Raw genomic sequence first — 14,150 nt, 5'->3', positions numbered from 1 at the left:
GTTTTCTGAAACTGTTTTTTGAAACTACCTGATCTATTTGCAGGGGCTGTATATCCAATATGTTTCGCATTACATCCAACAGAGTTGTAGCTCGAAAGATAAAGGGTACACAGAAACGTTATGTGTTCTTCAATCTTGGGGCTTATGTCTGACATTGGCCCTGGCGTGGCGTGGTAGAGCAGGCGTCCTGTTGCCAGTTGTGCTTGAAGAAACACCGGCTTAATCAAGCCGGAACGTAGTGCTCCGGTCATGGCGCTATTTTTTTTGGTACTCCGGTAAAGTGTGTGATTTGCGCCAACCTAGGGAAAGAGAACCATTGTAGCCATGACCAGAGCCATTTTTCAGGACGTTATCCGATATCTTCATATTCCCTGCTGAGGTAAATGATATAAGTTAGTGAAGTTCAACTCAGATAGGGTTTTTCGCTTTGTGTCTTAAGCCTGACCTTAAGACAGTAATGGAAAACATAATGGGTACACAACAAAAGCGTCATCGATTCTGGAAGGTAGAACGCACTGGTATAGATATTGTCCCTCCTTCAGAACGCACAGGTTCACCTCTGGAGCTATTCTGGGTCTGGTCAGCCGCCAATATTGGCATCCTCGGCATTGTTTACGGTGCCATTATCGTTTCTTTTAAGCTCTCTTTTCTGCAATCTGTACTCGCGGCACTGATAGGTCTTTCCAGCTTCGCGTTGGTTGGCTATATCAGTTTCAGTGGCAAATTGGGAAGAACTACCACTCTCACCCTCTCCCGGACTATTTTTGGTATTAAAGGAAATATTGCGCCGACGGTGATTTTCTGGTTCATCTCCATGGGATGGGAATCCATTAATATTGTTACCGGTACCTTGACGCTTTCTGCGCTATTTCAGGCTTGCGGACTCAGTGAAAGTACCCTTTTGACTGTGATTAGCATGGTATTGTTTGCTGGGCTGTCAATTGGTGTCACTTTGTTGGGAAAAGAGATGGTCATCACCATGCAGCGGTGGGTTACCAAAATTTTCGGCGTAATGACGCTCGTTGTCGTGTTTTATATTCTGTTCACGACAGAATGGGAAGCTGTATTAACCATGCCATCAGGCAGTTGGCTAACGGGATTCCTGCCCGCTGTTTCGGTTGTTGCTGCCGGTAGTGGTATTGCGTGGGCAGCCACGGGCGCTGATTATAGCCGTTATCAACATGACAATTCCCCCAAAGTAAAAATTTTTACGGCGGTAACCGCAGGCGGAATGATCCCCCTGGTATTGCTATTGTTTGCGGGGATCCTGCTCTCCGTTCAATTGCCTGACCTTCCTAAATCAGAGAATCCGATTGCTCATATTGGCTCTATCTTGCCGGATTGGATGGTGATCCCTTATTTAATGACGGCAATTGCGGGGATAGTCACAATGGCAGTCATGAGTCTCTATTCTGCCAGTTTGAATTTGTTGACATTGGGAATAAAAATTAAACGAGTCCATGCTGTTACCATTGATTCCGTTATTGTGCTGACCGTTGCGATTTATACTCTTTTTGTTACCGGCGATTTCATGGGGCCGTTTGTCGCATTCTTGATATTCTGCGGCGTGTTTTTGGCATCGTGGGAAGCGGTATTCTTGCTTGATTACATCGTGATCCGCCGCAAACAGGGATATTGTACGGATAAGTTATTTAACTATATTGGCCCAAATGGTGGCATCCAATGGATACCCATTTTGTGCTGGCTGCTGGGAGCATTGGCTGGTTTTCTGGTGACGCAAAATGACTTTATAAGTGGCCCGTGGGCAGTGGGGATTTTTGCTAATTCCAGCCTTGGGCTATTCCTGTCATTTTTCGTCAGTTTTATCTGTTATGGTCTGTATTTGATGCTGAATAGGTACAAAAAATGAAGGAGCCTCTACTACCCGTTGTTGTATTGGGATCGGCGACAGGAGATATTGTTCTCAGGTTACCCGAATTATTTCATGATAGTGAATATTGGGAAGCTGAGGAAATTGATCGGCAAGTCGGTGGCTGTGCATTTAATGTGGCGCGTGCACTGTGCCGTCTTCAATCGCCAGTTATCAATGGCATATTTGTAGGTAATGGCGCTTGGGGTAAATGTGTCGCAACAGAAATGGAAGACCTTGGGTTGAAGGTAACCTTACGTCATCCAGCAAAAGACAATAGTTGGTGTTTTGCCATGATGCAGCCCGATGGCAAACGCATTTATGTCTCCGTTCCTGGTTGTGACGACGCTTGGCATAAAGAGATATTAGCGACGATCCCTCTTCCTGAGCAGGGATATCTCTATTCCAGCGGCTATGAACTGGCCAATCTAAAAGCAGGGGATTTGCGTGAATGGCTGCTGGCCTCTCCGGCAGGGCTGACTTTGGTATTGGATTTTGGCCCTCGCTTGCTTGATATAGACCCTGAATTTATTCGAGCATTACCCGTGGAAAGAACAATACTCAGCTTAAACAAAGATGAGATTGCTTTACTGTGTGGTGCGGGGGATTCAATGACACAAGCCAGCCGTTATGCCAATGAACATGGTTTCACGATTATTGCTCGGGTAGGCATTGAAGGGGCATGGATATGCCAGCCCAATCGCGAACCAGAATATGTTCCTGCTTATAAGGTCAAGGCTGAGGATCGAATTGGTGCAGGTGATGCACATTGTGGTGGAATGTTGGCGGGATTATCGCAGGGCATGTCTTTACACGATGCCGTAGAACTCGGAAACCGCGTTGCCGCTGTTGTTGTCAGCCGCCCTGGTGCCAATGGTGCGCCGACCAAGGATGAACTAGTAGATTTTAGCTTTGGTTAAGTGGCCTGAAAACTGAGCAATAAAAAGATCTATGTCGATAAAAAAACCTACGCAACATTTCAGTTGTGTAGGTTTTTTTCAAGGTTTATACCAAGCAGCAGGCTCCTTATTGAGAATGTGAGGCGGTGATACGATAAGTGCAGCGTCGGTGTCCACTGAGGATATATTCGGTTCTTTCCACATTGGCTTGCAGAACCTCCCTAAATAGTTTCAGCTCTGTCCGACAAAATCCCTGGCACATTTTGGCGGCAGCACAAATTGGGCAATGGTTTTCAAAAAATAGAATAGCGCCATTTTCTTCAACAGAATAATGAGCCATATAGCCTTCTCGGCAGCGAATTGAAACCAGACGCTCAACCTTCTCCCGTAACTCGGTAGCTCCTTCCATTGCTTTTTTATAGTTGGAAAAAGCCTCTTGTTCACGGGCGCTGATAATCAAATCCATGGCAGTTTCACCCAATTGACTACGAATAATCGAGATCAGTTGTGTTGTTAGCTCTGCATGGGTATCAGGAAATTTGCCATGGCCTTTCTCTGTGATATGCCAAAGCTGTATTGGACGCCCAACTCCCCTTGTTTCCGATTTAGCTTCAACCAATCCCTCTTTAGCCAGTTTCACAAACTGCTGGCGGGCTGCTTCTCCCGTTGTTCCCAATAATTTGCCGGCATCAGAGGCTTGTAAGGCACCTTGAGTTTTCAGCAGCATTAATAGCTTCTCACTCACTGTTTGCCCTACGATTTCATCATTTTCCAAGTAAGTGCTTGACATATTATTGATTCCGACATTAATTTATTCCAAGTTTTATCTTGTTTAATTTAACGTAAGACTTTCCGCAACTCAACCTATGTTCAGGATAACAATCATGATGATGAATGGAGAAAATCGCTGGAGGGATCTGTTTTCCAGCAAAAATGCGCCGAGTGCGATAGCACTTTCACTGGGTGTGGGATTGATGGCAGCCAATACCTTAATTGCGATTACTATTCTGCCTTCTGTCGTAAATGATATTGGAGGATTGAACCTCTACGCCTGGAATACGACGTTATTTGTCGTGGCATCAATTGTTGGCTCCGTTCTCTCTGCAAGATTGTTGAGTTCATCAGGTGCAAGGAATGCTTATCTGGTTGCATCGCTGATCTTTTTCATCGGTAGTTTAATTTGCACCCTTGCACCGACGATGTCCGTTATGTTGATTGGCAGAACCGTTCAAGGACTTGGCGGCGGGTTTCTGTTTGCACTTTCCTATGCGATGGTTAATCTCGTATTTTCCCAATCACTTTGGCCTCGGGCCATCGCGCTGATCTCGGGAATGTGGGGGGTAGCGACTTTGATCGGGCCAGCTATTGGCGGGATTTTTGCTGAAATGAACGCATGGCGTTACGCTTTTGGCATTATGCTCCCGATTACCCTGTGTTATGCCGTATTCACCTACCTGATTTTACCTAAAACATCGGCACAGAATAAAACTAAAACAGCATTGCCCATCGTGCAATTGATCCTGTTATCAGCCGCAGTGCTGGCGGTTTCCTCAGGCAGTTTGTCACAGGATGTTCGGTTTAACATTATCGGTATTGTCGCAGCTGTTCTATTGATCGCTTTGTTGGTCATTCATGAACGCCGGGCTTCAGCAAGATTATTGCCTGAAAATGCCCTGAGCTTGCGTTCCCCTCATCTGATTCTATTCACCACCATTTCTCTATTGGTGATTGGTTTGGCGGGGGATGTTTTTATTCCCTATTTTCTGCAAATTCTGCATGGGCAATCCCCCTTAGCTTCTGGCTATATGGTTGCTGCTGCGGCAGCGGGTTGGACAATAGGAGAAATGCTCAGTGCTAGTTGGCAAGGAGCAAAGATGCGGTTTGCGATTGTCAGCGGCCCGATTTTTATGTTAGCCGGTATGTTGCTGCTACTTGTATTGTTGCCATCCCAATCAGCTGGTGAATGGCAGATAATATTACCGCTAATTTTAGGATTAGGATTGTTTGGCTTCGGGGTTGGATTCGGCTGGCCTCATCTCTTGACCCGCATTTTGCAGGTTTCCAGTGATGCGGATAAAAACATTTCTGGTTCATCTATTACTACCGTGCAGTTATTTGCCTCTGCATTTGGTTCTGCATTGGGTGGCATGGTCGTTAATTTATTTGGGTTTTATCAGCCTGGTGGAGTAGTGGGAGCCTCATCTTCCTCTTATTGGTTATTTTTACTCTTCTCCATTGCACCAATATTGGCATTATTAACAGCATACAAATCAGCTCAAATTAAAGTGGATAATTAATCTCTCGTAAAGACTAATGCCTAGTTGCAATTTTTAATCCAATTATATTTATCTGATTCGACTATCAACGGCATTATTGTAAAAATAATGCCGTTTTCTTGATTACGCATAATGGGATATATCCATATAATAGTGATGATTGATCTTATAAATAAGTGTTAAGGATATTTGATGTTAGTAATTTCCCATATGCCAAAGGATGGTTGTAGTACCCGAATGACACCATCGAGAATAAGCCATGCTTTTATAATAAAATCCCTTTTTATCCTGTTCTTATTGCTTATTGGAATGAGCAATGTATCGGCTGGAGAGCTAAAACAAGAAATCACTGTTGTTGATGTTCCTGTATTAAGTAAACGTGTAACAGATATCTCTAAAGTTCTAACGAAAGCAGAAAACCAACGCCTGACCCGTCAACTGAAAAAACTGCAATCTGAAAGAAAGGTACAGATGGCAGTTCTGATTATCCCGACTACTGGCAGTGATACTGTTGAGGCTTTTTCTTCCCATGTATTTGATAAATGGAAATTGGGTAATAAAGAGCATAATGACGGAATTTTGTTTTTGATCGCTTCTGATGACCATAAAATGCGTATTGCAATTGGTTCCGGTTTGGAGCGTCAACTCACGGATGGCAAGATTGCAGGCATTTTACGTAAGGATGTGAAACCTGCCTTCAAAGAAAATGCTTATTTTGAGGGGATCAGTAATGCCATTGACTCTGTTGACATATTGCTGAACAAACCCGGACAAGCGGAAACACAGCAAGAAGTGGCGAACATTGCTAAGGCTTTTGAAGAAAATGGTATATCCGACAAAATATCGGATGAAAGTCTCGCAGTTCCATTCGGATTTTGTGTGTTGAGCTTGTTACTCCTGCCATGGACGGTTTTCCGCAAGGGGCATTGGTTTAAGCGTTTCCTTAAATGTGCCCTGACCACGGTCGCAGTAACTTACGTACTGAGCCTTGTTGGCATATTTCCCCCCATTCCATTAGAGTTTTATCTGCTAATCTTTCTATTGCCAGTCATTCTGATATTTTTGGTTATCTTTTCGGTATTTTCAATGTTGAAAAGCCTATTCAGTAGCCTTTTTGGAGGCTTGTTTGGCGGTTCAGGCTCTGATCGTACAAAAAGTGATAACGATGATGATAGCTTTTTCGGTGGCGGCGGTAGCAGTACCGGTGGTGGCGCGTCAGGCGATTGGTAATTTATTTTTTGGGATAGATATAGGTGGGGTTTTATCCCCCATCTATAGTTTATCTATCTAATTTTTAAAAATAGAAATAATTTCATAATAAATTAACTAATTTAATTGTTTTTATTGAAAACTCCGGTCATGACATCAATTTATTGAATTCTGTATAGTATGTCTATTTGGAGAGCATTCAGATGGCAAAGATTGATGTGACCTGCCCATCTTGTTGTGCAGTTAAAGGGAACCACCGTAATGGGCGCTCTCGCTCTGGTCATCAACGTTATCTTTGCCAGTCCTATGATTTTCTTGCCTTATAAAAGCCTTCATCACCATGTGCGGTTGCCATCCCCGTGAATTCAAACTCTGATCCTGTTCTTCCTATTTGATTGAGTGACTCTGATGTTAGGGTATTGCCCTCCTTATCGACAGTCAATTTGATATGACTGATTATTTCCTCATCACCGACGGCGGATACTTTTTTTAATGTGGTTTCACATCCTCAATTTTCATATTGCCGATACGAGGGTTAATGTCTTTGTCTATTCGTCTGCGGAGTATGTCAGGGTGCTTCCAGCGCGGGAGTATTTGGCGCTCAAAGTATTCGGCTGCTAGAGCTGAAACTTTTATAGCGTTCTTTTCAGCTTCAATTTTTGCCAGTGCTTCGGCTTTACGTTGCTGCTTTTCCCCGGCAACGTCATAGCCTAACGCAACACGGGCTGATAGCTCTCTGGTGAGTTCTCGCGCTTTCGATAGTGATAGATCAATATATGAGCCTAGTATCATCACTCTGGGCTTTCCTGCGAACTTATACCTAAAACGCCATATAGGATGCTTATAGGTTTGTCGATAGCATGGGTTTTGTAATCACTGGTGGTACACCCTAGTGGTACACGATAATCATGCGCTACTGTGATTCGTTCTATAATGCCCTGATAGTAAAAAAGCCAGCTATAACAATGTATAGGCTGGCTTTATGATTTGTTGTGAATCGCATGAATCTATTCATTGAGTAGGAGGCTTAAACCCGTATGAATACTGGAGTTGTGTTATTCAATATTTTCTAGGGGTACACGCTAAAACGAGGTGTTCACTCACCCTCATAAAAAGTAAGTTGTGGTTATGTCTTACAGCTTGGATCAGCATAGTCCACCAATTCGCGCAGGTGTTGCGCCAATTGCTCAACGGTCTTCTCACCCGTGGCAGCTTCTACCGTTAAGTTTTCCAGTGTATTGTCGTTATCACGGATCTTAATACCGTTACGGTAAAGAAAAGTCATGGTAACGAAAAATGCTGTGCGCTTATTACCATCATTAAAGATATGACCGCGAGCAATAGCAACCCAGTAGGTGGCTGCAAGTTCAAAAATGTCTGTTATGCCTTCGTAGTGTGTACGGTTTTGCACTCGATGGATGAGTGCTTCGGCTCTGCCAGAGTCAGGCATTCCAGCAACGCCGGGAAGCCGCTGCAATATACGGTCATGAAAAGCGATAACTTCCTGTGCGCTAACCCATATCATCGGTTTGTCAGTGCCTCTACCGTATGCCCGTGACGCTGCATAATCGAATCGAACTCTGCATCCAGTTTGGCATTCTGGTATGCCTCGAATTCTGCCTTACTGATAACGACTGCTGAGCTGCCGTCCCGCCGAGTGATTTCAACAGGTTCGCCGTGGGTAGCAGCATCCAACACTTCTGAAATATTGGCTCGTGCTTGGGTTGAGGTGTATGTTCGCATAATATATCTCCAAAGATGTACATATAAATTGTACATCTTTTGGGTGCTTAATCAACAATAGGGATCTCAGTGTGGATTATCTTTAAATGCTGCTTTTTTATATCCTCATACAACACAATTAGCCTCACGCTAAGCCACGTCAGTGTCACCTAAGTGTACCAAATAATCATGCACTACTGTGATTCACTCTACAATGTTCTGATAACAAAAAAGCCATATATAACAATGTAAATACTGGCTTTGTGAAATGTTGTGAATCGCTAAGAAACGTTATTCAATATTGAATCCAAACTGACTTTATTTTGTAATATATTGATTTGTATATTGTTTGTTTCTGTATTATCCCGAATGGTACATTCATTGATATATATAAAGAGTACATTAATTTTATTTGTGTTTGATCGTTTGCGATTTACGCAGTATAAATGAATGCTACTATTATCTAACTGAAATTTAATGGAATTAATATGTCTTTAGATGTTGCTTATTCCTTAGAAATAGAAGATTTTATTGATGCTGATAGAGCTTACGAGTTTTACTGGGCAGGACTCATTACTAGCAAAAAGGCGTTTATCTGTCCTGGTGAGAATTGCCGGGCCCAAGTAACGTGTGCAAATATCGATGAAGAAACCCAAAAAATGAAGGTTGTTCCACATTTTAGGGTTTATGGCGATCATGATGAAAGTTGTGAGGTTTTTAATAAAGTACCTTTGAAAATAACTGAGGTAATTTCAGAAAAAAATAATACCGAAAGAAAATCAGTTGATCTTTCTGTTGTTGATTCTTTTTTACTAGTAAGACCTCCTTCGTATTATGAAGTTAATGATAAAAAAATAGATTTTAAGTCGGAAGATTTGAAAAAAAACATAAAATATAAAAATAAAAAAACCTCATATAATCTTAAACAGATTGGCTTTATTGGCAATGTTTATTCTGTTAGAACTATAGTAAGCAGGTTTCTCAGATATTCATCTGATAATACTATTAGTAACAGGTCCATCAATATAAGTGGCATGAATATCCCATATGCTTCATTTTTAAAACTGATTTGGGAGCAAAAGCTTGAGGATTTACCAGAATATGACTTGATTTATTATGGCTGGGCTTATGTTGATAGACATGAAAAAGGATACAAAATTAAGTTTAAAAAAGGTTTCAAGAGTGAATTAGATGAAGTTTTGCCTGTTTCTTTTTATATAGGAGACAAATTAATTGAAAAATATCCTATTAAAAAATTAGTAACAAAAAGGCTTTCATCTATCTCTGCCGCAATTAAGCCGACAGCTTTTGTATTCGTTTATGGTAAACCAAGGCTGTATAAATCTCCAAAAACATTAAAAGAGTATATAAATTTTGATTTATATAACCTTGATATGGTTGATGTCAATAAAGAAAATCCCTTACCTAAGAAAAAATAACATAGCGTTGGTATTTTTAATTGATTTTTCTTGAGAACTTAGAATAATTCAAACAAATGATATCGTATGGTTAGAAACCACAATAGAGAAAGAGGTTGGTCGCTATTTAAGGGACTTGTTCATACATAGACGTGATTTAGCTTTCATCACTAATGATGATGATCTGTTCTTTTCACCGAATTCAAACATTACAGAGAATGAAAAAAGATTTATAAATTATTTTGACATTATTTAAATTATTAATACAACAGATATTTTTCACGCGGAAGCCTGTTCTGATATTTGTAAAAAAACATAGATCACAACACTCATAAAATCTACTCTCTCTTTCAAGGGAAGTTCGATTCAATATTTTCTAAGAGCATAGCTTTCGCTCTGTGGCTATCAATATCTGCCATCAGTCGTGTCAATACGCCCATCGCAGGTTGAGGTATATTTCGTTGAGGGCTTATAGGTGACACGAGGAAAATATTATTGCTAGTGAGGAGATACTCCGCTATGGCTGTCTTCTCGGTGCTGTTCAAGTAGGGACTGACTATTTTTATGATTTATCGCGAACCTTACGTTCAACTAATTGACCATAACTATCAAAATACCGACTCGGCCAAATTTCTGAAGGGTGTATGCCAAGATAGTCTGCGATGATCCACTCACCTTTCGGCCACGGTCGGCTGAATGTATTGGCTAAGGTCGATGAACTGAGTCCCGATTCACGCGAAACCGCCGCTAAGGTTGTACCACGTTTGCGTAATGCAGCAATAATATCTGCTTGATGCCAGTCATTTTGAACATTGTTATTATTCATTCCTGTTACCCCTTTCCATTAATTAATCATTGATGGTGGTGATTCAAGGCAGGGTTAGCAGACCGGGCTAAGATTCCGGCGAGACGTAAGTCTCCCCCACCCGAATCACCATTGAAAGGGTGATAGCTGGCGCACTGGTAGAAAACATCCTACCAGTGTTCTTAGCTCAAGGCTGCTAAACCTTGACCATCGGATTTTGCTAACGGCGAGGTTACTTTAACTGATTGTTTTATCTAACTTAATAACTGGATGACTAAGTTTAACGACTATAAACTCGCTCAACATAACGCCCACGACCATCTCCGTGTCCTAAATCCATTGAAACCAGCGCCCTTACTTCCTGACGGCTAAAGCCATTTTGTTGGTAAAAAACCAATGCATCCTGCGCCCACGCATAGCGTAAACTATGGGGAGAATAGCGGCCTGTTAAACCAATCTTTGTGGTATGTGCCCGCCAGTAATTCATGGCCTGCCGGAGATCTGGTTTATCAATTAATTTGCCGTCACGTTGTTCTGCAATAGCCATTGCCTGCTCGACAGCTTCTTTTACAGCAGTAACATCCAATACACGGATTTTCCTTGGTCGGCCGCCCTTTGTTCCAAAAACAACATGCAGTTTTGGCTCAGGTTGTTCTAACTGTTTCCACCAGCTTTTCAATGAAGCACTGCATTGCACCGCTTCCTGAGAACGTAACCCCAGCAATCGGGCAAGTTTCAGTGTGACGGCAAATCCGGCATCACGTTTTAATGCTTTCTGATAAATAACCTGAAACGCGGCATCAGGGATCGCCTGTTTCGTGCCGGCGTGGTTTCCAGTTTTTCTCTGCCTACCATGCGGAAGATATTACGCAGTGCGGACATTTCATTTTGTACTGTTCGTTTGGCGATCCCCTGAGATAAACGAGTATCAACGTACTGCTCTACATGTTTGGCTTTCAAATCCTTAAGGCTTTTAACCTGAATATTCAGGCTCAATAACAACGCGCCCAAACACCCTGCGATCCGAATGCGGTCATGGCAGGTTTTATGACTGCCTCCACCTTGCCGGGCAAAAAATTTTAATTCCTTAATCAATCGACTCATCTTATTTTCCCTATTGATACCTAACGATATGTGATCTCTGGCGTGCGTCAGTGCGGCAAAACAGAAAGCACTGGTTTTGCCCTTGACGAATATCTGTGCGCCAGAGTGAACGCAGGTTGAGGTATTGCGGAGTATCGGTTGAGTACGCGGTACTGCCGCCTGTATGAACAGGTCATCCCCTCCGGCAAAAAGCCAGCCTCGATATCGTCAAGTTCTCCTTTTTCAATCTAAAAATGCAGTGTCAGATTCACTGCGGGGTGAAGCCGGCCTGAGCCTGTCAGAGTTGTGGTGTCCTTTGGCTGCGGCGTCACTTTCAGCGGTAAACCAGCCAAAAGTGACGCCTTAAACCCGCAAATGACCAGCAAAAGTCGTGCAAGCGTTAAAATGCCAGCAGGTACAGCAAAACGCCGCAAGGTTCGGTGTCAAACGGTAGCGATGAGTTAATTGTTTGTGTGTAGAAAATCTGTCCGCTGAATCATTCAGGCAAAGACAGTAAGAATATGAGCCGGATGCGTGAAATCCATGCGGTGCGTATGACATGAAATCGGCTCAAGACATCATTCATGAGATAAAAACCAAACGAAAGCAGGGTCTGATGCTGATATGAAAAATAAGTGCATGATCCAACGTTCAATACACTTGGGTGACAAGATAAAAACACCCTTCTGAGGTCTTTTTCAGTTTAAGAGACTTTCATCACCGGACGATGGGTTAGGTGTCCGATGATATCTGCTTCCAAAAGTGCGCAGATGTACCGCAATTTTGCTCTCCCTTTCAGGCTACAGGAGTTTTGATTCGCCACCCGAAGGCGATCTTTGCAGACGATAAGATCATTACAGTATAAGCAAGATGTTAACGGTTGAGACGGATAAGGTCACATGGTTGCTGAGCCTGTTTTTTAAATGTCGATTAAAGTGAGACAATAATCCTAATTTATTAATTAAATTAACATATAACTCTGCATAATAGCCCAATCAACATGAGTTATTTTATTATTCATAAATATTTTCAACGAAATGCCGATAAATCGTTAGTTTGTATGGAAAGAGAAAATGAAGAATCGGAAGGAATCGCTGTACCTACAAGAGTTAGCCTACCTGCGCGAAATGATGAAGTTAGCTGCAACCGAAAAACCACATTTGGCCGAATTTCTGGATCATCCAAATGAACCGGATATCCAACGCATACTGGAAGGTTTTGCGCTGCTGTCTTCAAATCTGCGCAGTACCATTGAAGACAGTATTCCACAAGTCACCCATGCAATGCTCAGTCGTATCTGGCCTCATGCCCTGCGCCCCGTGCCACCGACGACAATCATTCAATTTACACCCCATCAGGGCGTTCATCAGGGCACAGTGGATATCCCGCAAGGCGTACCGCTTACTGCCGTTGTGGGGGAACAACATTTCCAGTTTCACACCTGCCGCGATTTGCATATTGAACCGTTTATTATGCTGGATAAACAGATCCAAAAAACACGTGAATACAGCGATATTGTGTTAACGCTGCGTCAAACGGGAAATGCAGTATCGGCCTGGTCAGGTGGAAAACTGCCTTTCTTTTTAGGAACTGATAAAAACCGGGCAGCACAATTAAGCTTGTGGCTGGATATGCACATTGATGAGATCTATTGGCGTACTGCAAAGGAGGAAATAAGGCTCAGGTATAGTGATTTTATGGGTTGGTCTGAGAATTTCCAGCATCCCTTGTTACCCGTGGAAAATCTGCCTTTTACTCGCCTGCAACAGATGACTGAGTATTATTGCCTGCCTCATGTATTCAATTTCATGATGTTAAATATCAATGAGCAACGCGATTTAGCATTAAACCCGGATGGCACCTGTGAGCTGGTTATCCGTTTGCAAGGAGAGTTGCCTGTAGATGATTTGGGTGATGCCTTTCAGTTGGGGTGTGTCCCAGCGGTTCATCTGGTGCCGATGGTCAGCCAGCCTATTTCACTGGTATCAGATAATGCATGTTACCCGTTACCACTGGCAGAAACGGAGCGACTTTTTCGTGTAAAAAGTATCCAAACCGCGAAGCAGCCCGGTGAGAAAATCACTCAGGGCAGCGCTCCACGTGGCAAGCCGTGCCATTTCCTGCCGATTGATCAGTTTCATGCCAAAAGTGACTGGCTACTGGATGCCGGTGAACCCGATAACGTCTATTTTCAGTCGCTGATAACTGATGATTTACTGGGGCGACTTCACAACCAAATATACTTTTCCGGGATGGATGGAAAAGCGGCGAATAATCTGCCATCCCAGATGGTATGTACACATTTCATTGGCTACCATGTGCAGGCTATGAAGCTGGCTATCGGTGATATTACGCTCACACAAGAATCAGTGCCCGCCCATTTATACGCGAACAATATTACATCGGTTTCCCCCGATTTTCCGCCAATGGTCATGGGAAAATCGGATTGGTTGCTGATCAACTTCTTAAACTGTCCGCCATTTTTACTTTTTCATGCCGAATCACTGAAAAATTTTCTGCATTTGTATGATTGTTATGCTGGGCATGATCGCGCCCTCAGTCGCTGGATGCAGCAGCATATTAACGGCATTGTCCGTGTTGACGCTCAGCCGAAAAGCCGCCTTGACAACACCCCATCGGGTCAGGGACGGGTGATTAATGGCTACATCTTGCACATTTACCTTGATCCGACGTGTTATGAAAATGACGGTATGATGTATCAGTTTTGTCGGATGATTGACCAATTGCTGGCGTGCTTTGTCGTTCGGGATAATTACATCATGTTAGAAATTTATCGGCGGGATGAGAAGGCGATGTTATGGCCGTTTCGCCAAAGGCTTGGACTGCGCAGTGAAATGTAATGCTATT

The 14,150-nt window shown here is 42.9% G+C and carries 12 protein-coding genes and 2 pseudogenes; 8 read left to right on the top strand and 6 right to left on the bottom strand.

Annotation, left to right across the window (positions count from 1 at the left end):
- The first annotated feature begins 469 nt into the window (after positions 1 to 469).
- Both PSI14_RS08370 and PSI14_RS08365 read left to right on the top strand, forming a co-directional pair.
- Positions 470 to 1,870 carry a purine-cytosine permease family protein gene (locus PSI14_RS08370; protein ID WP_273575481.1) on the top strand — a complete coding sequence of 467 codons (1,401 nt, stop codon included), beginning with the start codon at positions 470 to 472 and terminating at the stop codon, positions 1,868 to 1,870.
- The gene (locus PSI14_RS08365) at positions 1,867 to 2,790 is read left to right on the top strand and encodes a PfkB family carbohydrate kinase (RefSeq protein WP_273575480.1); all 924 of its coding nucleotides are present in this window, start codon (positions 1,867 to 1,869) and stop codon (positions 2,788 to 2,790) included. The genes PSI14_RS08370 and PSI14_RS08365 overlap by 4 nt, the downstream gene beginning before the upstream one ends.
- A 106-nt stretch (positions 2,791 to 2,896) precedes the next feature.
- Here the strand turns inward: PSI14_RS08365 and PSI14_RS08360 are convergent, their stop codons facing one another.
- Positions 2,897 to 3,559 (bottom strand): helix-turn-helix transcriptional regulator, encoded by a 663-nt coding sequence (locus PSI14_RS08360; protein WP_273575479.1) that lies wholly within the window; start codon positions 3,557 to 3,559, stop codon positions 2,897 to 2,899.
- Positions 3,560 to 3,653: 94 nt separating this feature from the next.
- On the opposite strand from PSI14_RS08360, the gene PSI14_RS08355 reads away from it, so the two are divergent.
- From PSI14_RS08355 to PSI14_RS08345, 3 genes are all read left to right on the top strand, one after another.
- On the top strand, positions 3,654 to 5,066 hold the full coding sequence (locus PSI14_RS08355; protein ID WP_273575478.1) for an MFS transporter: 1,413 nt from the start codon (positions 3,654 to 3,656) through the stop codon (positions 5,064 to 5,066).
- 171 nt (positions 5,067 to 5,237) lie between these two features.
- Positions 5,238 to 6,275 carry a TPM domain-containing protein gene (locus tag PSI14_RS08350; protein WP_273575477.1) on the top strand — a complete coding sequence of 346 codons (1,038 nt, stop codon included), beginning with the start codon at positions 5,238 to 5,240 and terminating at the stop codon, positions 6,273 to 6,275.
- Positions 6,276 to 6,457: 182 nt separating this feature from the next.
- On the top strand, positions 6,458 to 6,580 hold the full coding sequence (locus tag PSI14_RS08345; RefSeq protein WP_273575476.1) for an IS1 family transposase: 123 nt from the start codon (positions 6,458 to 6,460) through the stop codon (positions 6,578 to 6,580).
- Positions 6,581 to 6,749: 169 nt separating this feature from the next.
- Here the strand turns inward: PSI14_RS08345 and PSI14_RS08340 are convergent.
- The 3 genes and pseudogenes from PSI14_RS08340 to PSI14_RS08330 form a co-directional block, all read right to left on the bottom strand.
- Positions 6,750 to 7,091: pseudogene (locus PSI14_RS08340) on the bottom strand (Arm DNA-binding domain-containing protein); the annotation flags it as partial.
- Between the two features lie 289 nt (positions 7,092 to 7,380).
- Entirely contained in the window at positions 7,381 to 7,779 is a 399-nt protein-coding gene (locus tag PSI14_RS08335; protein ID WP_273575475.1) for a type II toxin-antitoxin system death-on-curing family toxin, read from the bottom strand.
- Positions 7,776 to 7,997, bottom strand: a complete 222-nt coding sequence (locus tag PSI14_RS08330; RefSeq protein ID WP_047962450.1) for a type II toxin-antitoxin system Phd/YefM family antitoxin — start codon at positions 7,995 to 7,997, stop codon at positions 7,776 to 7,778. Before PSI14_RS08330 ends, PSI14_RS08335 begins: the two co-directional genes overlap by 4 nt.
- Before the next feature lie 467 nt (positions 7,998 to 8,464).
- Between PSI14_RS08330 and PSI14_RS08325 the strand changes: the two genes are divergently transcribed.
- Positions 8,465 to 9,415 carry a hypothetical protein gene (locus PSI14_RS08325; protein ID WP_273575474.1) on the top strand — a complete coding sequence of 317 codons (951 nt, stop codon included), beginning with the start codon at positions 8,465 to 8,467 and terminating at the stop codon, positions 9,413 to 9,415.
- A gap of 541 nt (positions 9,416 to 9,956) precedes the next feature.
- Here the strand turns inward: PSI14_RS08325 and PSI14_RS08320 are convergent.
- Both PSI14_RS08320 and PSI14_RS08315 read right to left on the bottom strand, forming a co-directional pair.
- Positions 9,957 to 10,220, bottom strand: a complete 264-nt coding sequence (locus tag PSI14_RS08320) for a helix-turn-helix domain-containing protein (RefSeq protein ID WP_273575473.1) — start codon at positions 10,218 to 10,220, stop codon at positions 9,957 to 9,959.
- 259 nt (positions 10,221 to 10,479) lie between these two features.
- A pseudogene (locus PSI14_RS08315) lies at positions 10,480 to 11,303 on the bottom strand (integrase domain-containing protein).
- Between the two features lie 163 nt (positions 11,304 to 11,466).
- Between PSI14_RS08315 and PSI14_RS08310 the strand changes: the two are divergent.
- Together PSI14_RS08310 and PSI14_RS08305 are read left to right on the top strand one after the other, a co-directional pair.
- Entirely contained in the window at positions 11,467 to 11,649 is a 183-nt protein-coding gene (locus tag PSI14_RS08310; protein ID WP_273575472.1) for a hypothetical protein, read from the top strand.
- Positions 11,650 to 12,355: 706 nt separating this feature from the next.
- Positions 12,356 to 14,143, top strand: coding sequence for a type VI secretion system baseplate subunit TssF (locus PSI14_RS08305; RefSeq protein WP_273575471.1), 1,788 nt, complete (start codon positions 12,356 to 12,358; stop codon positions 14,141 to 14,143).
- Positions 14,144 to 14,150 lie beyond the last annotated feature (7 nt).

The organism is Xenorhabdus anantnagensis, assembly GCF_028598555.1.
Classification (GTDB): Bacteria; Pseudomonadota; Gammaproteobacteria; order Enterobacterales; family Enterobacteriaceae; genus Xenorhabdus; species Xenorhabdus anantnagensis.
This window is presented reverse-complemented; position numbering and strand designations above follow the sequence as displayed.